This window comes from Leptospira fainei serovar Hurstbridge str. BUT 6 (genome assembly GCF_000306235.2).
GTDB lineage: Bacteria > Spirochaetota > Leptospiria > Leptospirales > Leptospiraceae > Leptospira_B > Leptospira_B fainei.
Window position 1 is genome coordinate 253,497 of record NZ_AKWZ02000010.1, and the last position, 19,971, is coordinate 273,467.

The following is a 19,971-nucleotide window of genomic DNA, read 5'->3' on the forward strand; positions in this document are numbered from 1 at the left end:
AGCTTTTTACAGGCAGAATTTATGTAGGAGCTCCCGCGAGAAGCGACCATCTTTGGTCGCCACTTGGCTAATCTTATTTTGGGAGACTGTTCTTTCTAAGGTGAGATTCAGTAAGTGAGTAGGTCAATCCGGGAATTTCTTCCCGTTCCCCACCCAACCTGTACTCGATACGATTTAATTCAGGATAATTCTCGAATAGCGTCCGTTCTGCTGCTAAAAATGAAGATGATAAGAGAGCGAGTTTTCTGCGAGTAATTTCCCGCGATTTTTCCTCTTCGGTCATTTGACTAGCATATGTATAATCGATTCTGAACTTCATTTCCGAAAGAAGTTCTTCTAAAGTTGATTTCCGCATATCCAAAATCAGCAAATCCCCTCTTTTCCAAATTGAAATCACCGAGTCTTGAAGATTCGGCAATTTTTTTAGGTTTCGAAAGTGGACCGCGTCATTCGGGACTGATGGATCGAAGAAGCTTGCTTCCCCGACTTCGCCCACAAGAGTAATAACATCATGTCGAAAATCTTTCCCATCTATGAGTACTTTCCGATGAATCGTAAAGATTTCACCTTCACCATCCGAACCGTAAACGATCACCGATTTGCGAGGATCAAAATTGGGCAAATCGTATAACGTAAACGGAACAAGCATTTTTAGCGGGTTTTTTCCTGCGAGAATGAAACCTGTCAGGAAAAGCAGGAATAATATCCAAGAATAAGTTAGAAATAATAGTCGTTTCGTCTCGGACGAATTTGCAGGCAACGTAGATAAGCTGAAAATCCAAGCGTAGAACTTCTCCCATCTTGCGTGGATTTGTCCGAAAACATCTTTAATCTTTTGCCAGTTCATAGGCTCGTATTCCTTCCAGGATGCTTTTTGCCACCCGAACTTGTTGGGCCTGACTCGCCAGAAGTTCGGATTCTTTCCCGTTAGTCAAATAACCCATCTCTACAAGAATTGCCGGCATTAAGCTTCCGCGCAAAACTGAGAAATCGGCCTTTTTGACCCCTCGGGACAATATCTTAGGACCAAGCTTTTTTTTCATCTCCGATTCGACATTATGTGCGAGAGAACGACTTCTGCGTTGGACCAAGGAAGACAGCATTCCCGCCTGTATTTTTTTGGTCCCTAACGATCCTTTTTTTCCGACTATGCGGTTTTCCAAAATCGAAGTCTCTCTAGCCGATTCGGTGGAAGGCGTCTGCGAAAGATAATATACTTCGAAACCGTTTACATCCTCGGATATCGAAGCGTTACAATGCAAACTGACGAATACAACCGATCCGCCTTTTTGAATTTCTTTATTCGCAATTTCGGATCTACGTTCTAACTCGACGAAAGCATCTTCTCCTCTCGTCAAAACGACTCGCACTTCCGGGTAAACTTTATTTAGAAATTTCTTTAATATTTTAGCCACTTGAAGGGAGACGGATTTTTCCTGTAACCCTTTATTGGAAGAAGTACCCGGGTCCTTCCCGCCATGACCGGCGTCTATGATAATTGAAGATAGTCGAAGAAGCTCCGCCTTAGGGAGAATCTCGAATACCAATTCGGTTTCATGAAATTCGTATTTAACATCATCCGGTAAGAGACGGACAAAAATGGCTTCCACAACTTCCGGAGGTAAAAGAAAATCCCGATCCTGATATAATACGGGAAGACTTGTTTTTTCTAAACTTCCGTTGATTGCATAGAAAGACGAACCGATTCGAAATCGAATTTCACCGGAGGGATGAGAGATTGAACCGACGAGAATCGCCGGTTCAAATTTTGTTTGGATACTTGGAATTCGTTTACGAATTTCCTCCAAGTGCACATAGCGATTTTTTCCGATCGTGGTTATGCGAACTTGGGCGGAAAGCGGAGCAATTCCGAAGAAAAAGAATAGAATCAGTCCCCGAAGAAGGATGTGATTTTTTTCCAAATGGATTCCTTCTGCTTGGATTGATTTGTTGAAGACTCGTTAATATCGAACAAATTCCGTTTCTTCTTATCGTAAATATCGTTTCTAGTTTGCGGCGGTAGGGAATTCTGTACGAACCCATTCTCCTTTTGGCGATTTTTATTTTTCTTTTTGCGCTTAGGATGCTTATCCCTAGATTCTACGATGGCACCCATAACGGTGTCCGCTTTTTGCAGAAATTGTTCCGCTTCTTTGATAACGGCTTCGGGTCGTTTCTTATCGAAAGGCTTCGGTCCACGCGAATCCCGATTTCTATCTCGATTTTCTCTAGGTCCCCGATCCCTATCGGCAGCATGCCGATTTCCGTTCGAAGAGACGGGACGTTCCTCTTTTTTGCGGAAGCCTCCGTCGCGTCCTTGAGGACGTTTGCCGTTTCCGTTTCTCTCGTGACGCTGGTCTTTCCCTTTGGGCCCTTGATCGTATGCGTCTCCCGCAAGAAACGGTTCGAAAACCCCTTTAGGGAAATCTAATAGTTCCTCATCGACGGGCGTAACTTCGATCTTTTGCTTCAAGTAACGTTCTATTTTCTCGAGTTCGTTATAATCGGTCTCCGAACAAAAGCTGATGGATTTGCCGAGTCGGCCTGCTCTTGCAGTACGTCCGATTCGGTGAACATAGTTTTCCGTATCTTGCGGAAGATCATAGTTAAATACGACCCCGATATTCTCGACGTCGATTCCACGGCTGGCGACGTCGGTCGCTACCATAAATTTGAATCGGCCTGACTTGAAATCGCGCATTAAGCGAAGTCTTTTTTTCTGATCTAAATCCGAGGAAATTCCGGTTACGGGTATTCCGTATCTACGGAGAGTCTGGACGATTCGAGGAATATTCGCTTTAAAATTAGTGAATATAATTCCCTGACCGTCGACTTCCGCGTCCAAGATAGCGTTCACCATATAAGGAAGTTTTTCTTCCCTTCCCAAATGAACGAGTTTCTGATCGATTCTTTCGGTGATCAGCTTATCGGGATTAATCTGGATCTCTACCGGATCATTCATAAAGCGATACGCTAATCTCATCACTTCGACCGATAACGTAGCGGAAAACAAGAGAGTCTGTTTACGATTCTTGCACTTATGGAGTAACCAACGAATATCGTTGATGAAACCCATATCGAGCATTCGATCAGCTTCGTCTAGGACGAAAAACTCTACTTTGTCTAAATCCGCCGTGCCGCCTCTAGCTAAATCGATCAGACGCCCTGGTGTGGCGACGATGATTCCGTTTAGAGCCTCCAAATCGCGATTTTGCGATTTGTAATCGGTACCTCCAATAATAGGAACGACACGGTAGTCGGTGTACTTTAGGAGCTTCTCCGCTTCCTCGGATATCTGGATCACAAGCTCTCTTGTAGGAGCTAGTATAAGCGTGCTGACGCCTTTGATTCCCTTGGTCAGGATATTGTGGATGATCGGAACAAGAAAAGCTACTGTCTTTCCTGTGCCGGTCTGAGCTAATCCGGTGATGTCCTTCCCCTCTATTCCATGGGGGATGGCCTTCTCCTGGATCGGTGTAAGCTCGACGAAACCTGCTTTTTCGATAGATTTTTGCAGACTTGGTTCGAGGTTTAATTCTTCGAATTTCATATATTTTTAATCGCGATTAAGTGAAATGTGTCCGCATAGCATGCGAGATTCGCATAGCGGACGAATAGGGGATGAGTTAGATATTTTCCCTTCCAGCCCCGATCTCTATTCGGGTGGTAGGACATAGGTTTCTTATATACCGTGCGCCAACCGTACAATTTCAACATTTTTTTCAGAGAATTAGGGGAATAATCCCAAAAATGGTCGCTCGGGTGGTTCTGAAACCAATCGGTTGGATTAGTACTATAGGACGGTCCGAATAGCGAAGGAAGTCCTAAAAACAGAACCCCACCCGGTTTTACCAAATCGGAAATCCGACCAAACACCTTCTCGGCGTCTCGAAAATGTTCGATCACAAAAAAGGCGCAAACCGTGTCGAATTTCTCATTAGGTAGGAACTCATCCTCTAAAAAGGACCCGGACTTCACATCCAATCCCAATCGGCCTTTTGCAAAGTCAGCTTCGGTGCGGGAAAGCTCCAGACCTTTTACTTGGTAGCCAGCCTTTCTGGCCTCATCTAAAAAAAAGCCGGTCGCACAACCGATCTCGAAAAGGGATTTTCGATCTGGATCTTGAAACATCCTTAAAGCGGACAATCTACGTCTTGCCAAATTCCGAACTTGAGGCTCATCCTCGTAATAAGTTCTATTATACTGATTTTTGTATTCTTCCTGAAAGTATGAATCTTCGTACTCGCGTTCTTTCGCGAGTTTATAAAAATGCACTCCCGTCCGACGACAAACTAGATACGCGTCGGGATATTTCGGGTGGGGTTCAAGGTCTAAGATAGAATCCATTCCTCTCTATTTGTCCTTAGGATCTCGCGACAAGTTCTGCGGTAAAGGAAAATCCTCTTGTTTTCAGTCGGAGCTCTCCGAATCTTATCATTCTAAACTGCTTGAAAAAAGCCGACAGACCCTATTAATAGTAGGGAACAGTCATTTAGAGGAAATATTTCAATGAGTGTTCTTGAAAGGATCCAATCCTTAGGTCGCGAATTACCGCCGGCGCCAAAAGCCATAGCAGCCTATATCCCGGCGACTCGCGCAGGCCAATTTGTATTCACTTCCGGACAGCTGCCTATGCGTGAAGGAAGCCTAATTTCCACGGGAGCGCTGGGTTTTGACCTGTTAGTCAGCGACGTAAAGGAAGCCACTGAACAAGCAACATTAAACGGCTTGGCTGCAATAGCTACAGTAATCGGGGGCTTGGACAAAATCAAGTCGATCGTGAAGGTCGGAGTTTTTGTCGCGTCCGCTTCCGATTTTACGGAGCAGCATCTAGTCGCAAATTATGCTTCGAATCTTCTTCTCGAAATATTCGGGGAGGCGGGTCGTCATGCTCGCTTTGCAGTCGGTTGCATTTCCTTACCATTAGGCGCTCCTGTAGAAGTGGAATTGACCGTGCTTGTGGATTGAAAACTTAATGTTGGTAACTTTATTCAGAGACCTTAAGCTAGCTATACCGGCTTTGCCGATCATTCTACAAGGATGGCAGCGCTTCCTTTTAAGTTTATACGGACAATTTAGGGAATTCTTCTCGGAAAAAACCGGAAAAGAAAAAACGATTTTTCTATCGGCGTTCGCTCAGTTAATCTTGAGCCTTTCCAGTTGGGTAAGCTATACGATTAATTTAGGCGCCGAAGAGCGGGAGAATATCCGGGTCGCAACGAATATCTTTTTTATTCTCCCTTCGGTTCTCATTTTTTTCTTCGGCGGATTCTGGAGAAGCGACTGGCTGTATAAATTTCTATTTATACTTCAAATCTTTGTCGGAGTATTATTGGGTCTGGGGATTTTGATGCCCGACGTTTTCTTTGTAAGCTTTATCAACGATGCGGACTATGACTTTAATTGGAAATTTTATTCTTTTTCCGGCGTCTGGATTTTGACGACTCTCCTAATAGCCACATCGATCGTCTCTAAAGAATAGTCGGACTTTTTTAGTAATCGAATATGCCTAGATCCATCTTAGCCTCTTCGGAGGCCATGACTCTCGGATCCCATTTAGGAGTCCAAACGACTTCCACTTCGGCCTCGTTAACACCGTCAACGCGAAGAGCATTATCCTGTATTTCCTTCTTCATTTGCGGGCCGGCAGGACAAGCCATCGAAGTGTAAGTCATCTCGATTTTTGCCTTACCTTCTTCGACTTGAATTCGATAAATCAAACCTAGTTCCGCGACGGAGATGCCTATTTCAGGATCTTCCACCCTGCTGATTTCTTCGTATATCTTCTTTTCGATATCTGTTTTAGGTTCTTCTAATAAAGGCATTTTATCTCTCGGTTCGTCCTACTAGGATTATATTGCTTTCGGGGCTTTTTCCAACGCTTTTTCAAGCGTATTCCAAGCAAGGACGGCGCATTTGATTCTTGCGGGTATTTTCTTGACGGCTTCCAAAGACTCAAGGTCTTCGAATTCTTCCGGAAAATTCGGCTTTCCATCTTCCAACAACATTCCCTTAAAATCGCCCAACAATTTTCTGGCTTCGGACAAAGTTTTTCCGTATAGACATTCAGTCAGCATCGAAGAAGAAGCTTGCGATATCGAGCATCCTTTCCCTTGAAATCGGATGTCCGCAATTCTATCGTCCTCTAATTTTAGGAAAAGCTCCACTTCGTCCCCGCAAAGAGGATTGACACCTTCTTGATGGAGATCCGCATTTAGGAGTACTCCGTAATGACGCGGATTATGATAATGATCTAGGAGAACTTCTTTATAAAGATCATCGCTTAAGGACACGGCCGAAAATCTCCTTCACCTTCTTTAGACCGTCGAGAAGACTATCTACGTCCTCTTTTGTGTTGTAAAGATAGAGGGAAGCTCGGCAAGTTCCGGAAATTTTCATAAAATCCATAAACGGTTGAGCGCAATGATGTCCTACACGGATGGCAATTCCTTCTTCATCAAGAATGGAACCCACATCATGCGGATGGACCCCTGGAAAATTGAAAGAAATCACCCCGCCGCGTTTCGTTAGATCCCTGGGACCGTATAATTCCAGACCGCCGAAATCTTCCATTCTTTCCAGCGCGTAAGCGAGGAGCTCCAGCTCGTGGTTTCGAATCTCATTCATTCCGACGGATTCTAAATACTCGATCGCCGCTCCAAACCCGATCACTCCGGCGATATTCGGCGTGCCCGCTTCTAAACGAGCCGGAAGGTCCGCATAAGTGGATTTTTCTTTCCAAACCTTCGCTATCATATCGCCGCCTCCCATCCAAGGAGGCATCGCTTCTAAAATTTCTTCCTTGGCATAAAGAACCCCTACTCCGGTAGGCCCTAGCATTTTATGTGCAGAAAATGCATAAAAATCGAAATCCTGCTTTTGAACTCGCTCGGGTAGATGACAGACTCCTTGCGCTCCGTCCACCAAAACCTTTGCTCCAACTTCTCTGGCTCTCTTTACGATGGTATCTAAATCGTGGAGGGTCCCGGTGACATTGGACATTTGAGCCACGGCAACGAGCTTCGTGCGTTCGGTAATGATTTGCTCAAGATTATTCAAATCCAACGTGGCATCGTAATTGAGCGGGATAAATTTTAAGACTGCTTGTTTTTCCTGCGCAAGCATCTGCCAAGGAACTAAATTCGAATGATGTTCGAGTTCGGTTAATACGATTTCGTCTCCCTCATGGATATTCGTTCGTCCCCAAGATTGGGCGACCAGGTTGATGGACTCTGTCGTATTTCTGGTAAAAATAATTACCTTAGCGCAAGGTGCGCCGATAAACCGGGCAACTTTAATTCTTGCGAACTCGTATTTCTCGGTCGCCTTTTGGGAAAGAGCATATACGCCGCGGTGAATATTCGCGTTTTCCGATTCGTAATATTTTCGTTCCGCATTAATGACTGAATACGGCTTTTGTGAACTCGCCGCGCTATCTAAAAATACCAGCGGCTTTCCGTTCATCTCAGTCGAAAGAATCGGAAAATCAGCGCGAATTTTTTGAACATCGAAACTCAAATTGCCAGCTCTCCTTTTATTTCGGATTCCATAGGTCAATCCTCCAATTCCACTTCCACTTCGTCATCTACGATTCTCGTTCGAAATATCGGAAGGTCTTCCACTGCCGGCATGCAAAGCGCTCTCCCGTCTCGTACATTAAACTTCGCGAAATGTCGAGGGCATGTAATTACGTCGCCTTTAAGTTCGCCGTGGGATATGGCTTCCCCATCGTGTGTGCAGACATCCTCGAACGCGCAGATCTCGCCGCCTATAATTGTTAGACCGATCCGGCTATATTTCGTCTCAACGACTCTAACCTTCCCTTCCTGCAACTCGGAAACTTTAACCAGCTTTCGATACGTCCCCATTAGGAATCTCCCAACATGCGCGAATTAATTACGTCGGCCAATTCCTCTCGAATCGACTCGGATGGGAACTCTCGGATTACTTCGGCGAGAAATCCTTCCACGATCATTTTGCGCGCTTCCTCTTTAGAAATGCCCCGAGAAGCCAGATAAAACAATTGCTCCTCGTCGATTTCGCCGACCGTTGCACCATGCTCGCATTTTACGCTGTCGGCAAATACTTCCAATTTTGGGATCGATTCGGCTCTTGCCGATCGGTCTAAAAGAAGATTATTATTGATCTGAACGGCGCCTACATCCTTACAATTTGCGGGAATTCTCAAATTTCCGGTAAAAACGTTATGAGCCTTACCTTTGATCGCCGTTCTATAAAGAATGGAACTATGCGCATGACTTTCTTCATGCAAGATTCGAATCTCGGTATCGTGAAATTCTCGGTTACGTAACGGAGCTAAACCGGCGTATCTAGTCCATGCGCCTTTGCCCGCGACTTCCGAATCATAGAAGGCTTTTCCTCGATACCCGCCCCAGGTCGCGATCGAAGCATGAAATTTGGTATCTTTTCCCTGATAAGAATGAGTTGTTCGAAAACGAAAAGTAGAATCGCCCAAATTTTCTATACTGGAGTAACGGAAATCGGCTCCGGCTCCGACCGTAAGCAAGCTGATACCGTTCATAAAAAGGAAACTTTGATTCGATTCGGATTTCCATCGTTCGAGAAATCCGGATTTCACTCCGAGCGGAACTTCGATTATCAATAGCGGTAAAATGAAATTCCCGTTTCGGCAACTGATGGAAACTTCCGGAATCCGAGCGTCTGACGGAAGATTCTTTAGTTTTATATAATATGCATGCGTAAACCGAGATGCCGCAAATAAGGAAATCCATTCATTCTTGTAAACGGAAAGGAAAGATTCCAGCGTCTGAAGAACGATTTTTAAATTTTCTGGTTCCAACTCCGATAGTCGCATCGCTTCCGCAGATTCATGAAGTGCAAACTCTATAGAGGACGGCGGGCATGGATCGGTAAAATCATCCAGCTTGAACGTGGAGAGACTTAATTTTCTCCAGGACTCGAGATGAGGACTAGGAAACGGTGCAAGCTCTAAGAGAGAATTCGCCTTTGCGCGGAATTCTTTTAAAGCCTGAGGCTCCTTTAACGAGGAGAAATATTCCGAAAAGGATTCTTTTAGATGCATTCTTTCAATTTGTTCCGGAGAGAATCCAATCATATCCTTTCTCTTCTAGCTCGAGCGCAAGTTCTCGCGTTCCGGTTTTTAAGATTCTTCCCTGAGCGAAGACGTGTACAAAGTCCGGTGTGACGTAATTAAGCATTCTTTGATAGTGAGTTATGAGTAGGATGGATCGATCGGAAGATTTACTTTTTGTAATGCCTTCGCTGATAATCCGTAGAGCGTCGATATCCAATCCCGAATCGGTCTCGTCCAAGATCGCAAGCTTAGGCTTCAAGAGAGCCATTTGAAGAATTTCATTCCTCTTTTTCTCGCCGCCGGAAAATCCGTCGTTAACATAGCGCGCAACCCATGAATCGGGAACGTCGAGAGAAGTCATCGCTTCCTTCAATTCTTTACGGAATTCTTTTACAGGGAGGTCTTTTCCTCTGACGGATTTCAAAATTGTCCTAAGAAAATTTCCGATCGTAACTCCCGGGATACTAGTCGGATATTGAAAGCAAAGAAAGATGCCGGCACGCGCACGTTCGTCCGTGGAAGATGCGAGAATCGACGCGCCTCTAAAAAGGATATCCCCGGATAAAATCTTATATTTCGGGTGACCCATAATAACGTTCGATAAGGTACTTTTACCGGAGCCGTTCGGACCCATAATGGCATGGACTTCGCCGTCGTTTATTACTAAGTCGACTCCTTTCAAGATTTCCTGAATTTCTCCGGATTCGGTCTCGATTCCCGCCCGCAGACCAACGATTCGTAGGTTTTCCGCCACTTAAGACTCCTGCTTGGGACTATGTTTTTATTTCATGGGCGGAGATCAATAGGAAAGAAGGATCGGAAAAGGCGCTGCGGCCTAGAAACGGAAGGTTTTAGAATAGCTCCCAATTCAATCGCAGCACCAAAACGTAGTTCGATCCAAGATTAAGGGTAAATAAGACATATTGCCGTTTCGTATCTATATCATGAATGGGCTCAGTAAAGCCCCATAATCGATTGGAATGAAACGATTCCGCTTTATGGTGAATGAAGAAAGGCTTCCACGCATAATTGTTTCCGATCTCGGTTAAAAGTTTAATCCAAGGCTCTTCGAAAGAATCTCGCTGAAACGTAGGCGTAACTTGATAACCTTGTAAGTCGCAAACGAGTACGGAACTGACTTCTTTAGGGAGCGAGGATAAATGTTCTTCCAACCCTTTTGTTAAGCCGTCTGAACTTCCGGTTTCCATGTCCTTAAAGATTTCTAAAAATACTTCCGAGAATAATGTTTGCTTCTTCAGGTTTTCGACGATCTCCAAGAACCTAAGTCCGGAAAACTTCTCCAGCGAGTTCTTTAGAGTTTTATTAAATCTCTTCTTATCTTGGAAATCCAGTGTGGGTTTGGAAAAATAGAACCCTTGTAATAGATTCGCTCCCATAGAAAGAGCCAGATACAATTCTTCCTCCGTCTCCACTCCCTCGAATAAAAGTTGCGACCCTAGGCGCTGCGACATCTCGGAAATAGCCGCCAGCACATTCTTGAAAGACCGACGATTCAGACTTTCTCTCATGATCTTAATATCAACTTTCATGATATCGGGGTGGATATAACCGATACGTTCCAGGTTGGAAAAACCGACGCCTAAATCGTCGACTGCGATCTTGATGCCTCTCTCGCGAAACACACTTACGATATATAAAAGCTTTTCGATATTTCCTTCGAATTTGTCCTCGGTGATTTCAAGAACCATATCTGTCGGATTAATATCATATTTGTCGATCAAATGTAAAATATGAAGTCGTTTGATATCCAACACTTCTCCGCTATATACCATAGAAAGAAAGTTCGGCATCATATTTAAGAACATTTTCGTCTTAAGACCGGTGTCTTTTAGATGTTTTATTGCCTTTTCTCTGATGATCCGATCGATATGAACAAGTCTAACGGCATCCGTATCCGGGTTATGAAAATGATATCCGAGCGAATGGTATTCTTGTGTTTCAGGAGAAAGCACCCGCCCAAGAACTTCGTACCCTACGATATTGCGGTTCCCGACATCCAGGATGGGCTGATAATGAGGCGAATAGTAACCTTCCCCTAATGAGAGAATTTGATGAGACTCGTATTCTGCAAGCATGGGGAATTCCAGCGCTAGTAGAAACCCATAGAAGCAAGCATACAAGCATATTTCCTTTTCGAACGAGTCGAGAAAAGGGCGAAAGGAAGGAAAATTTCCCCGGTTTTTTCGTTGTATGGATTTGTGAGAGTGGAATCGTTTCTTTTCAGTGCGTCTAAAATCGGTAATGAACTAATCCATTCGATATAGAATGTCAGGTTTGTTTATCAAAATCTAAACTAACAAGGAAAAGTCGAAAAAGCCTTTCATGAAAGAACCAGTCGGATCTCTTCTTCATCCCTCCACCCTCGAACCGTTATTTGGGACGTTTTCAGGTTCCATTCCAATCGATAACTCTAGGGAATATAAAGCGGGACTCCTGTCCAAGCTGAGATCCGTCGATTCAATTTTAGTCGATATTTTGGATGAAACCGTCTTCCTTGAACTTCGCATTTATAAAACCGTTTTTCGTTCGGGCGCCAGCTTATTCCTATGGAATCGAAAGAACGGATCCGTTCGGGAAACCCAAATTCAAGGAACAGGAAGCAATTCGTTCTTGAAGCAAGGAACGTTTAGAGACGGATACTGGAGTTTTACCAGGAATAATCATCGATTTAATTTTCGGTTAGACGATACGATCCGACAAGGTTACACACATTCCGCCGTCTGGGAAAAGGATTTGAATTTTCAGTTGGATGCGCTTGTTCAAACTGGAGACAAATCCAAATCCCTACCTTTTTCAAGCATAGAGCCTTCCGGTAAAGATTGGTTTTTTACGACTCACTCGCCGGACCTTGCCGTTCAAGGTCAATTGGCCTGGAACGATTTGTCAGTATCGATGGAGGAAGAAACTCTCGCTTACTCAGTATCGAAAGGCTATTCAGGATTCGCATTCCCGTTGGAAAGTAGAATCTACGCGCGAATCGGCGGGAAAAAAAGAATTCATTTTTATATCTCCCAGGATGGCGCCGTATTTCTTTGGCGAGACGGAATCCTGGAGTCTCTCGGACAAATTCATATCGCAGCGATCGGCAAGAAGAAAATTCTTACTAATGCGGATTCATCGTTCAAGATCGAACTAGAACCTGCGGTAGAAGCCAGCTTCGAGCGCCCGACAACCTGGGGAACAGGTAGATTTCGTAAAACGATTTTCACCGCAGACGGTTGGATAAAAACAAAGAACAAAAAAGAAACCGTAAAAGACGGTATCGGCATTTGGGAAGAAATCATACCGAAATCATCCGATTGATCGAATCATTTCGCCGAGGCTAAACGCCATCGAATATGTTAATGATGATTTACGAATTCAAAATTAAATCCAGTACGACCTTACCGTCCATTTCTCCGGTTACCTCGTTCATGGCTCGTTCCGGGTGCGGCATCATTCCGGCGATTTTAAAGTCCGGCGAACAAATCCCCGCAATATCGTCTAGACTACCGTTCGGATTTTCACCCGCGTAAAGGAAAAGAATCCGGCCTTCTTCCTTCAATTGTTTGCGTACTTCTTCCGGCGCAAAATAACAACCGTCACCGTGAGCGATCGGAACTCTTAAGACCTTATCTTCGGGAAGTTTACCGGTGATCTTATTCGCGGCGGAAGCCTTTTTCAGGCCGACGGTCTTACAAACATATTTTAGATTTCGATTGCGGATCAAGGCTCCAGGCAAATATCCCGCTTCCGCTAAAATTTGAAACCCATTACAAATTCCGAATAGTTTTCCTCCGCGCGAGATATGCTCCTTTACGGATTGCATAACCGGAGAGAAAGGAGCCATTGCACCGGAGCGAAGATAATCGCCGTATGAAAACCCACCGGGTAGAATTACGATTTCGTACTTCTCCGAAAATTGATCCTTATGCCAAATTTTATCCACCTGCGCTGAATAGAAAGTTTTAAGGACGGTAACGATATCATTATCGCAGTTCGAACCGGGAAAGGTTATGACCGCAGCCTTCATACGGGAATAATCTCGGAACGGTAGGTTTCGATGACGTGATTGACTAACAATTTCTCGCAAAGTCTTTCTACCGTCTTCTTGGCGGTTTCGATGTCGGGAGAATCTAGTTTAACTTCGATGTATTTCCCGACGCGAACGTCTTGTACCGAATTTTCTCCTAGCTCCCGAAGAGTCGTCTTTACCGTACTACCTTGCGGGTCCAGAACGGATTCTTTTAAAGTTACGTTAATTCTCGCGATAAACATTGCAGTAACCGGTCCTGTAATTCCTTATAAGCTTCGGCAAGTTCTAAGATCAAACTTTCCGGCAAATCAGGCGGAGGCGGCTGTTTGTTCCAACCGGACTTTTCCAAATAATTTCGGAGGATCTGCTTGTCCATACTTGCAGGCGTCGTCCCTTTCTTATAGGTTTCGACCGACCAATACCGTGACGAATCCGGAGTTAGAATTTCATCGATTAGGATGACTTCCCCATCCAGAATCCCGAATTCAAATTTAGTATCGCAGAGCAGAATCCCCGCCTTACCTACCAGTTCAGCGGCACGGCTATAAATGGAAATCGATTTTTCCTTAAGAATTCTGAAGAGCTCCGTTCCGATCTCGTCCTCCATCCTTTTTTCCGAAATGTTCTCGTCATGCCCTCTGTCGTTTTTAATCGCAGGAGTAAAGGCGGGTTCGGAAAGTTTATCCGACTCCACTAAACCGGGAGACAGTTTCTTGAAGGCGAGAGTTCCGTCTTGCTTGTATTCCTTCCACCCGGAACCTGAAAGATAGCCTCGAACAACGCATTCGAAATCGATTCGCCTACATTTCTTTACAAGAACCGATCGTCCTTCCAGTTCCTCCGGGAAATCTTGAAACGGCGCCGGGAATCGGGAAACGTCAGTCGTTATGATATGATTAGGGACATCCTTAAAAAAACGAAACCATTCGGCGGAAATTCTATTTAAGACTTTTCCTTTATCAGGAACCGTCTGCCGAAATACCACATCGAATGCGGAAACTCTGTCAGTGGAAAGCAATATGAGTTCGTTTCCCAGATCGAATACGTCCCTTACTTTGCCCGTATAACTAGGCTTAGGAAATTTCGTCATCCTTGCAGCACCATCAGCGCAATATCGTCGTCGTGCGTGAAATTATTCGAATGAGCGAGAATCTTATCCAAACAGAGGGTTAGGATATCTTGACCGGACTCTACCGCTTCTTGAAAAATCTTTCTCAGATTCTCTTCTCCTAGAATATTATAATCTTTGTCGGTAATTTCAGTCGCGCCATCCGTATATAACAATAACGAAAACCCGGGTTCGAACGTGATCTTTCTAAATTCGTCGTCAGTACCGAGATCGATCGGAATGATCAACGGCCCCATACCGGGCAATTCTTCCACTTGGTGTTTCTTATAAAGTAATGGAGGCGGATGTCCTCCGTTAGCATATTCGAATACTCGATCCTTATTTAGAATTCCGTAAAAGAAGGTGATTGAAAAATCTTCGGGTAAAATCTTTTCCAATTGCGCTCTTAAATTCGCAACCTTATCTTCGAGACTGTGTATTTTTCCCAAATTGGAGACCTGCATCTTTACCATAGCCGAGAGCAATGCAGCAGAAGGGCCGTGTCCGGAACAATCAGCGATGAACAAATGAAGCTTTTCATCTTCCACCCATGCATCTATAAAATCTCCGCCGATTTGCATCAGAGGATGAAAAATGGAATTAACTCGGATACCGTTCCATACCAACGACTTCTCGGGAACTAATTCCTGTTGAACCCGCCTAGCCATTACGAGTTCCTTTTCATATTTCTTTTTTTGCTGCATGAGCTCATCTTGAAGGTTCTTAATTCGGATGAATGCCCGAATTTTTGCGACGAGCTCCTTGGGTTGAAACGGTTTATGGAGGAAGTCGTCTCCTCCGTGGGTTATCGCTTCGTCAAAACCTAATTCGCGATTATAAGCCGTGATAAACAGGATCGGTAAGAGTTTAAATCGATCGATTTCCCGTAATTCTTTGCAAAAGGAAAATCCGTCTTGGCCGGGCATACTTACGTCCAAAAGCAAGATATCGACATGATTCGTGGCTAAAATCGCCCGAGCTTCTTCGGTATTAATGGCTGTGAATACTTGAAATCCGAGTGGCTTCAGAGTATGAACGAGAAGTTTCAAATTAATGTCCGAGTCATCGACCGCAAGAACGGCGTACTCGGAATATTTCAGCATGGTTTCTGTATTTGTTGCCGTTGACATAGTTTAGAAATTGCTTATTCTCCAAAACGGAATTAACCGATCATTTGAGTTCGATTCAATCCCCACAAATAGCATCCGAGGCGCTATTCCTCATCGAGAGGGAGCTCCTCTCTGATTGCAAAAGATTTATCCAGTCTATAAACAAGTCGATACAATACGAGAAAAAGAAGGTGATATCCGAGAACTCCCGACCAAAATGCCGCCCTCATATCCGGGTCCATCCCCCCTTTGCCGAGAACGGATTCCGGGTGATTGCCGGGATTTTCCACCCAGCGGATTGCGCCCCAGGTCATAATAGCGTTCGCAGTACAGATTAAACTCAGAAACGAGGAAAAAACATATTTTTTTGAAGAATCCAAGACGAGTCCTCTCAAGAGGAAATACGCGACTAAGCTTAAGACTAGAACAAAGAAGGATTGCAACCGAGCGTCCGTAAAGTCCCAGGGAGTTCCCCAAGCGCTATATGCCCAGATCGGTCCTGAAAAAAGAACCCCGACGGCGAATAACAAAGAGATCTTATTCGCGGAAAGCGAAAGAGTGTCCCAGATTTGCTCTTTTTTCCATAAATACATGATTGCACAAAAGGCGGAAATGACCGGGCCATAAAGTGCAACCCAAGCGACGGGAACATGGAAATAAAAAATCCGATGAGAAACCCCCTGATCCAAAATCACCGAAGGGTAATATAGACCCAAAAGTACGGAAAACGGAAAGAACGCAAAAAAAACGAGGGTCAGAATCCAATCCCAGATCGCATTCGAGAGACGAACAGTCATACTCTATGAAGCTTGTTTCGGTGGTTTTCTAGGATCAAGTAGAATTACTCGTCGTCCGAAGTCATTTCTACGAGCAACGCCCCCATGGAAGCGTAAAATACGGAAAAAGCGAAAAGCAATCCGAGCGACCCCATTAACGTCGAAAGCGGTTGACTAGCGAGTTTTCGTTCCGCTTCCATGCCGTACAAAAAAATCGGAATCGAAAACGGCACGAGTAATAAAGGTAATAGAATTTCCTTTAATCGCGATGAAAGACTGATATGCGAGAGTCCGACTCCTAAAAAAGAGAGGGAGAGAATTCCCGGCAAAAAAAATATCAATTGGTTTCCGAATTCCGCAACTTCTAAAGGAAACGCCGAAAAGAAAAGGGCGAACAATCCTAATAGGTAAATTCCCGTGCTAGAGAGCGCGATAAAAACCAAAAAAGATTTGGAAAGAAAAAGAATCCAGGGGGATAAAAAAAGACGACTTGCAGTTCCTCCGCCTCCTTCCCGTTCTTCCCAAGTGAACTGTCCTACGAGTACGAAGGACGCTACGAATAACACTGCCCACTTTAGACCGATCAAAGTGATCCGATCCATTTTCCCGTTTCGTTCCAATGCGAAGTGAAATAGAAAAACGATCGCGGAAACGAGTACGACTAAGGAAAGAATTCCGTTACTGGCTCTCCCCATCAGACGGAGTTCCTTCTTAGCCAAAGCAAAGAAGGCTTTCATTTGCTAGACTCTCCCAATTCCAAAATTCTGGTAGGAACTCGTAAAAGAAACAATGGATCGTGAGTCACCACTAGCATCGCCGATTCTTTGCAAACGGATTCTAAAAGCGTCTTTGCGGCGACCGCGCCCTCTCCATCAAGGGCAGTCAGAGGTTCGTCCAACAAATACAAATCGGAAATCGGAGCCAATGTTCGGACTAACGCGGCTTTCTGCTTCATTCCTCTTGAATAAGAAGAAATCGGATCCTTTCTCCGATTCCACAAACGGAATTCCTTCAACCAGGTTTCGATCTCGGAAGAATCCCGAAACGTCCCGGAGATTCCGCTAAAATATTCCAAATTTTCTTCCAAACTCAGCGTTGTATATAACCCCAACTCATGACCTAGATAGGAAATCCTAGGACGAATCGCCGGTTCGAATCGGAAATTCGAACCGAATTTTCCATGATGAAGAACCGAACGTAATAGCGTAGTTTTTCCGGCTCCGTTTCTTCCTCGCACAAGGAGGGCTTCGCCCGGAAAAACCGAGAAGGATACGTTCTTCAAAATGGACTTTCGTCCGATACTATAGGAGAATCCCGAACATACCAGAACGGGAGAGATTGTTTGTGTGCCAGCCAATGGGGACAATTTGGGTCAGAAAAGCGATTTTACAAGGCATAAATTTCTCCTTACTCGGAGCAATCGTCCTCTCATTTCTCCTCCCTCAGTCGGATCTTTGGGGACAATTCAAAATCGGGGGAAAAGAATATACGGGAATTCTCTGGGGAGAAAACGATTTATTAGATCCGGAATTCTACCAAGACGGTAGTTTACTGCGCACGGATCAGGATTTTATTTTAGCCGCAGGACGAAATTGGAAAGGAGATCCCCCTCCCTCTAAAGGGACTTTCTCATTCGAAGGGAATCAAATTCAAAATAGCGGAATTTTCAACGACGAAGCGGTGCAACTCTTGCAAACTGCCGATCCCCAAAAACGCGGCATCGCCATAAGAATGTTGGAAGCCGGAATTCGTTTCGATCCTTCTTTTTTCGCCTTTCGCTATAATCTAGGCAGAGCTTATCATATAGAGAAGAATTATCAAAAAGCGGTTCTGCACTTCGAATATGCGGCCGCGGAAGTCCCACAATATTATAGAACTTACATTCATATGGGAGTACTTTCCGAACTCCTAAACGAACCGATCCAGGCGGTCTTATTTTACAAGAAAGCAGTAGAGCGAAATCAGTTTCAAACGGAAGCCTTGATACTGTTAGCGGAACATTATATTAAAACGGATTTGAAAAATAGGGCAAAGATATATATACAAAGAGCTCTGACGATCGATCAAAATAGTCCCGATGCGAAATTAGGGTTGGCTCGTCTGGAACTCATGGGCGGTCGGGATTATTACGCTTATAAAATCTTTCGAAACACGGATCTTCACGACGACCAAGGCAACAAGCGATCCTATAATAAGAAGTTTCATTTTTACTACGCTGAGACCGCGAGTCGTATCGGCGATTATGTCACGGCTGCAAAGGAATACGAAGAATTGCTTAAGTATCCAAACGATACGTTCTTTACCGAGTTCTCTTCAAAAATCATCGAACGACGCCGGGACCTAGCGAAACGATTCGCGGAAATAAAAGCTCTGGACGAAGAGGCGGAAAAGGAACAATAAGTCGGGATCGAAAAAGACTTGGCATTCGGGCGGAAATAGCGCATGCTTGAGCCGGAGGAACCGATGAAAAACCAAACCAGGCTTTTCGCATTGGCGACTCTCTTATTTGTACTTCCATTGGTGGCCCAAGAAAAACAGAAGGTCAGCCAGTCGGACGTATTTCAGGACGAAACCAGCGAATACACCAAATCTCTTCGCAAGATCATCGGCGGGTTAGAAGCCACGATCGGCGAACGATTAAAAGATTTGGAACGTAAGCATGAGATACTCGTAGTTCTGAAGCCGGAATATGAGAAGCGTCAAACCATCGTCACGGAGGACATCCCCTTTCAAGTTGAGGACGGATACGAGAGCAATTTGCTCAAGTATATCATGTTTCAATTTGAAGGCGGAAAGGTGAAAGACATCACCCTTGCCTCCGAAAGTAAACGGATCTATTACGAGGTCATGTTCGAGAACAAGAAGATCGTCTTTAACCCTGCCAACTTAAAGCAGAGTGAAGTGACTCACGAAGTTTTCGAAAAAGCCGAGAAGACTCTTCTCAACGAAATGTCCCTCGAGAATCAAATCCGTGCGTTACGACTACTTGAAACTAGCTTACGCTCTTCGATCTATCGCATAGACGTGCTGCTTGCTCTCTACAAAGACAAGAAAGATAGAAAGAATCTGCGCGATATAGAATTCTAAACTATTTTCGACCTTCTCCGGGGGAAGATGCGAATAAAAGTCGCGTTTCATTCTCCCGGGGATTGAGTGCAATTTCTCGTGTGGGTCCTTCTTCCACTAGCCTTCCGGCATCCATAACCCCTATCCGACTGCAGAATTTAGACGCGGATCTTACGTTATGCGTCACCCAAAGAATCGTCATGCCTTCGTCTTTCCGTAATTTCGACAAAGCCGAAAGCACTTCGGAATTTAAAATCGGATCCAATGCGGAAGTCGCCTCGTCCAGTAGAAGAATTTTCGGACGACAGAGAAGCGCTCTAAGAAGCGCAAATCTCTGCAATTCGCCTCCTGAAAAAGACGAGGGCAATCGATTCCGATCTTTTTCTTCTAGCCCGAGTACCGGTAACCACTTTTGCAGCAGGGATAGATACTCGTCTTCCTCACGGAAGAGACGTAACGGTTCCAGAAGACTCCTCTCCATCGTCCAAACCGGATTAAAGCTCAGGACGGGATCTTGAAAAACCGGTTGAATCGTTCTTGCAGGATGCTGGGACTTCTTTTTACCGAAGAATCGAACGGTTCCGTCTAATAACCAAGAAGAAGGAAATGGAAGACCCAAAAAAGCGCGTAGAAGAGTGGACTTGCCCGAACCTGATCGTCCCAGTATCGCGAGAAATTCCCCTGCATCGACTCTTAAGAATATATCGCAAAGAAATGTTTTTTTAGGCGAACGAAGGGATACGCCTTCGACTTCCAGCGCGTAATTAGGAAACGAATCCGCTGCTTCCATTGAATACCGG

The 19,971-nt window shown here is 44.7% G+C and carries 24 protein-coding genes; 5 read left to right on the top strand and 19 right to left on the bottom strand.

What is annotated here, in order from left to right; all coding sequences use genetic code 11:
- Positions 1–73 precede the first annotated feature (73 nt).
- From LEP1GSC058_RS10235 to LEP1GSC058_RS10250, 4 genes are read right to left on the bottom strand one after another with little or no spacing between them, the layout of a single operon-like run.
- Positions 74–847, bottom strand: coding sequence for an LIC_10740 family protein (locus LEP1GSC058_RS10235; protein ID WP_016550855.1), 774 nt, complete (start codon positions 845–847; stop codon positions 74–76).
- Positions 828–1,922, bottom strand: a complete 1,095-nt coding sequence (locus tag LEP1GSC058_RS10240; protein ID WP_016549630.1) for an N-acetylmuramoyl-L-alanine amidase — start codon at positions 1,920–1,922, stop codon at positions 828–830. Before LEP1GSC058_RS10240 ends, LEP1GSC058_RS10235 begins: the two co-directional genes overlap by 20 nt.
- Positions 1,889–3,550, bottom strand: a complete 1,662-nt coding sequence (locus tag LEP1GSC058_RS10245; protein ID WP_016550825.1) for a DEAD/DEAH box helicase — start codon at positions 3,548–3,550, stop codon at positions 1,889–1,891. The genes LEP1GSC058_RS10240 and LEP1GSC058_RS10245 overlap by 34 nt, the downstream gene beginning before the upstream one ends.
- Positions 3,547–4,347, bottom strand: coding sequence for a class I SAM-dependent methyltransferase (locus LEP1GSC058_RS10250; RefSeq protein WP_016549348.1), 801 nt, complete (start codon positions 4,345–4,347; stop codon positions 3,547–3,549). The genes LEP1GSC058_RS10245 and LEP1GSC058_RS10250 overlap by 4 nt, the downstream gene beginning before the upstream one ends.
- Positions 4,348–4,509: 162 nt before the next feature.
- On the opposite strand from LEP1GSC058_RS10250, the gene LEP1GSC058_RS10255 reads away from it, so the two are divergent.
- Together LEP1GSC058_RS10255 and LEP1GSC058_RS10260 are read left to right on the top strand one after the other, a co-directional pair.
- Positions 4,510–4,968 carry a RidA family protein gene (locus LEP1GSC058_RS10255; RefSeq protein ID WP_016550300.1) on the top strand — a complete coding sequence of 153 codons (459 nt, stop codon included), beginning with the start codon at positions 4,510–4,512 and terminating at the stop codon, positions 4,966–4,968.
- Between the two features lie 7 nt (positions 4,969–4,975).
- The gene (locus tag LEP1GSC058_RS10260; RefSeq protein WP_016550856.1) at positions 4,976–5,482 is read left to right on the top strand and encodes a hypothetical protein; all 507 of its coding nucleotides are present in this window, start codon (positions 4,976–4,978) and stop codon (positions 5,480–5,482) included.
- A gap of 10 nt (positions 5,483–5,492) precedes the next feature.
- Here LEP1GSC058_RS10260 and LEP1GSC058_RS10265 read toward each other — a convergent pair whose 3' ends face one another.
- From LEP1GSC058_RS10265 to LEP1GSC058_RS10295, 7 genes are all read right to left on the bottom strand, one after another.
- Complete coding sequence (locus LEP1GSC058_RS10265; protein WP_016550096.1) at positions 5,493–5,825, bottom strand: metal-sulfur cluster assembly factor; 333 nt, start codon at positions 5,823–5,825, stop codon at positions 5,493–5,495.
- Between the two features lie 27 nt (positions 5,826–5,852).
- Positions 5,853–6,293, bottom strand: coding sequence for a Fe-S cluster assembly sulfur transfer protein SufU (gene sufU / locus LEP1GSC058_RS10270; protein ID WP_016550020.1), 441 nt, complete (start codon positions 6,291–6,293; stop codon positions 5,853–5,855).
- Positions 6,277–7,518, bottom strand: coding sequence for a cysteine desulfurase (locus LEP1GSC058_RS10275; RefSeq protein WP_016551002.1), 1,242 nt, complete (start codon positions 7,516–7,518; stop codon positions 6,277–6,279). Before LEP1GSC058_RS10275 ends, sufU begins: the two co-directional genes overlap by 17 nt.
- Positions 7,519–7,553: 35 nt before the next feature.
- Entirely contained in the window at positions 7,554–7,868 is a 315-nt protein-coding gene (locus LEP1GSC058_RS10280) for a Rieske 2Fe-2S domain-containing protein (RefSeq protein WP_016549424.1), read from the bottom strand.
- On the bottom strand, positions 7,868–9,097 hold the full coding sequence (gene sufD, locus LEP1GSC058_RS10285) for a Fe-S cluster assembly protein SufD (protein ID WP_198014400.1): 1,230 nt from the start codon (positions 9,095–9,097) through the stop codon (positions 7,868–7,870). Before sufD ends, LEP1GSC058_RS10280 begins: the two co-directional genes overlap by 1 nt.
- Positions 9,069–9,830, bottom strand: a complete 762-nt coding sequence (sufC, locus tag LEP1GSC058_RS10290; RefSeq protein WP_016550586.1) for a Fe-S cluster assembly ATPase SufC — start codon at positions 9,828–9,830, stop codon at positions 9,069–9,071. Before sufC ends, sufD begins: the two co-directional genes overlap by 29 nt.
- Positions 9,831–9,927: 97 nt before the next feature.
- Positions 9,928–11,172 (bottom strand): EAL domain-containing protein, encoded by a 1,245-nt coding sequence (locus tag LEP1GSC058_RS10295; protein ID WP_016549390.1) that lies wholly within the window; start codon positions 11,170–11,172, stop codon positions 9,928–9,930.
- Between the two features lie 247 nt (positions 11,173–11,419).
- Here LEP1GSC058_RS10295 and LEP1GSC058_RS10300 point away from each other — a divergent pair, with 247 nt between their 5' ends.
- Positions 11,420–12,400: a DUF2804 family protein gene (locus LEP1GSC058_RS10300; protein ID WP_016549769.1), complete on the top strand. Its 981-nt coding sequence runs from the start codon at positions 11,420–11,422 to the stop codon at positions 12,398–12,400.
- Positions 12,401–12,449: 49 nt separating this feature from the next.
- Here LEP1GSC058_RS10300 and purQ read toward each other — a convergent pair whose 3' ends face one another.
- From purQ to LEP1GSC058_RS10335, 7 genes are all read right to left on the bottom strand, one after another.
- Complete coding sequence (purQ, locus tag LEP1GSC058_RS10305) at positions 12,450–13,109, bottom strand: phosphoribosylformylglycinamidine synthase subunit PurQ (protein WP_016550261.1); 660 nt, start codon at positions 13,107–13,109, stop codon at positions 12,450–12,452.
- Positions 13,106–13,354: a phosphoribosylformylglycinamidine synthase subunit PurS gene (gene purS, locus LEP1GSC058_RS10310; RefSeq protein WP_016550205.1), complete on the bottom strand. Its 249-nt coding sequence runs from the start codon at positions 13,352–13,354 to the stop codon at positions 13,106–13,108. The genes purQ and purS overlap by 4 nt, the downstream gene beginning before the upstream one ends.
- The gene (locus LEP1GSC058_RS10315; RefSeq protein WP_016550105.1) at positions 13,330–14,202 is read right to left on the bottom strand and encodes a phosphoribosylaminoimidazolesuccinocarboxamide synthase; all 873 of its coding nucleotides are present in this window, start codon (positions 14,200–14,202) and stop codon (positions 13,330–13,332) included. The genes purS and LEP1GSC058_RS10315 overlap by 25 nt, the downstream gene beginning before the upstream one ends.
- Complete coding sequence (locus tag LEP1GSC058_RS10320) at positions 14,199–15,323, bottom strand: PP2C family protein-serine/threonine phosphatase (protein WP_016550707.1); 1,125 nt, start codon at positions 15,321–15,323, stop codon at positions 14,199–14,201. Before LEP1GSC058_RS10320 ends, LEP1GSC058_RS10315 begins: the two co-directional genes overlap by 4 nt.
- A 110-nt stretch (positions 15,324–15,433) precedes the next feature.
- Positions 15,434–16,126: a cytochrome c biogenesis protein CcsA gene (ccsA, locus tag LEP1GSC058_RS10325; RefSeq protein ID WP_016549942.1), complete on the bottom strand. Its 693-nt coding sequence runs from the start codon at positions 16,124–16,126 to the stop codon at positions 15,434–15,436.
- Positions 16,127–16,170: 44 nt separating this feature from the next.
- A complete protein-coding gene (locus LEP1GSC058_RS10330; protein WP_016549903.1) occupies positions 16,171–16,842 on the bottom strand; it encodes a heme exporter protein CcmB in 672 nt (223 codons plus the stop codon).
- Positions 16,839–17,462 carry an ABC transporter ATP-binding protein gene (locus tag LEP1GSC058_RS10335; protein ID WP_039948284.1) on the bottom strand — a complete coding sequence of 208 codons (624 nt, stop codon included), beginning with the start codon at positions 17,460–17,462 and terminating at the stop codon, positions 16,839–16,841. The genes LEP1GSC058_RS10330 and LEP1GSC058_RS10335 overlap by 4 nt, the downstream gene beginning before the upstream one ends.
- Between LEP1GSC058_RS10335 and LEP1GSC058_RS10340 the strand changes: the two genes are divergently transcribed.
- Both LEP1GSC058_RS10340 and LEP1GSC058_RS10345 read left to right on the top strand, forming a co-directional pair.
- Complete coding sequence (locus LEP1GSC058_RS10340; RefSeq protein WP_016550557.1) at positions 17,462–18,505, top strand: tetratricopeptide repeat protein; 1,044 nt, start codon at positions 17,462–17,464, stop codon at positions 18,503–18,505. The two genes, LEP1GSC058_RS10335 and LEP1GSC058_RS10340, sit on opposite strands and share 1 nt — an antisense overlap.
- A 42-nt stretch (positions 18,506–18,547) precedes the next feature.
- The gene (locus tag LEP1GSC058_RS10345) at positions 18,548–19,192 is read left to right on the top strand and encodes a hypothetical protein (protein ID WP_016549474.1); all 645 of its coding nucleotides are present in this window, start codon (positions 18,548–18,550) and stop codon (positions 19,190–19,192) included.
- A gap of 1 nt (position 19,193) precedes the next feature.
- Here LEP1GSC058_RS10345 and LEP1GSC058_RS10350 read toward each other — a convergent pair whose 3' ends face one another.
- Positions 19,194–19,961 (bottom strand): ABC transporter ATP-binding protein, encoded by a 768-nt coding sequence (locus tag LEP1GSC058_RS10350; RefSeq protein WP_016549479.1) that lies wholly within the window; start codon positions 19,959–19,961, stop codon positions 19,194–19,196.
- Between the last annotated feature and the right edge of the window lie 10 nt (positions 19,962–19,971).

What these genes read in the sequence shown, in the direction of transcription:
- sufD (WP_198014400.1), bottom strand. Translation starts at nt 9,097, where the DNA reads ATGATTGGATTCTCTCCGGAACAAATTGAAAGAATGCATCTAAAAGAA.
- LEP1GSC058_RS10250 (WP_016549348.1), bottom strand. Translation starts at nt 4,347, where the DNA reads ATGGATTCTATCTTAGACCTTGAACCCCACCCGAAATATCCCGACGCG.
- LEP1GSC058_RS10260 (WP_016550856.1), top strand. Translation starts at nt 4,976, where the DNA reads ATGTTGGTAACTTTATTCAGAGACCTTAAGCTAGCTATACCGGCTTTG.
- LEP1GSC058_RS10265 (WP_016550096.1), bottom strand. Translation starts at nt 5,825, where the DNA reads ATGCCTTTATTAGAAGAACCTAAAACAGATATCGAAAAGAAGATATAC.
- LEP1GSC058_RS10245 (WP_016550825.1), bottom strand. Translation starts at nt 3,550, where the DNA reads ATGAAATTCGAAGAATTAAACCTCGAACCAAGTCTGCAAAAATCTATC.
- LEP1GSC058_RS10330 (WP_016549903.1), bottom strand. Translation starts at nt 16,842, where the DNA reads ATGAAAGCCTTCTTTGCTTTGGCTAAGAAGGAACTCCGTCTGATGGGG.
- LEP1GSC058_RS10340 (WP_016550557.1), top strand. Translation starts at nt 17,462, where the DNA reads ATGGGGACAATTTGGGTCAGAAAAGCGATTTTACAAGGCATAAATTTC.
- LEP1GSC058_RS10235 (WP_016550855.1), bottom strand. Translation starts at nt 847, where the DNA reads ATGAACTGGCAAAAGATTAAAGATGTTTTCGGACAAATCCACGCAAGA.
- LEP1GSC058_RS10300 (WP_016549769.1), top strand. Translation starts at nt 11,420, where the DNA reads ATGAAAGAACCAGTCGGATCTCTTCTTCATCCCTCCACCCTCGAACCG.
- LEP1GSC058_RS10295 (WP_016549390.1), bottom strand. Translation starts at nt 11,172, where the DNA reads ATGCTTGCAGAATACGAGTCTCATCAAATTCTCTCATTAGGGGAAGGT.
- LEP1GSC058_RS10280 (WP_016549424.1), bottom strand. Translation starts at nt 7,868, where the DNA reads ATGGGGACGTATCGAAAGCTGGTTAAAGTTTCCGAGTTGCAGGAAGGG.
- purQ (WP_016550261.1), bottom strand. Translation starts at nt 13,109, where the DNA reads ATGAAGGCTGCGGTCATAACCTTTCCCGGTTCGAACTGCGATAATGAT.
- LEP1GSC058_RS10315 (WP_016550105.1), bottom strand. Translation starts at nt 14,202, where the DNA reads ATGACGAAATTTCCTAAGCCTAGTTATACGGGCAAAGTAAGGGACGTA.
- ccsA (WP_016549942.1), bottom strand. Translation starts at nt 16,126, where the DNA reads ATGACTGTTCGTCTCTCGAATGCGATCTGGGATTGGATTCTGACCCTC.
- LEP1GSC058_RS10255 (WP_016550300.1), top strand. Translation starts at nt 4,510, where the DNA reads ATGAGTGTTCTTGAAAGGATCCAATCCTTAGGTCGCGAATTACCGCCG.
- purS (WP_016550205.1), bottom strand. Translation starts at nt 13,354, where the DNA reads ATGTTTATCGCGAGAATTAACGTAACTTTAAAAGAATCCGTTCTGGAC.
- LEP1GSC058_RS10320 (WP_016550707.1), bottom strand. Translation starts at nt 15,323, where the DNA reads ATGCTGAAATATTCCGAGTACGCCGTTCTTGCGGTCGATGACTCGGAC.
- LEP1GSC058_RS10345 (WP_016549474.1), top strand. Translation starts at nt 18,548, where the DNA reads ATGCTTGAGCCGGAGGAACCGATGAAAAACCAAACCAGGCTTTTCGCA.
- LEP1GSC058_RS10350 (WP_016549479.1), bottom strand. Translation starts at nt 19,961, where the DNA reads ATGGAAGCAGCGGATTCGTTTCCTAATTACGCGCTGGAAGTCGAAGGC.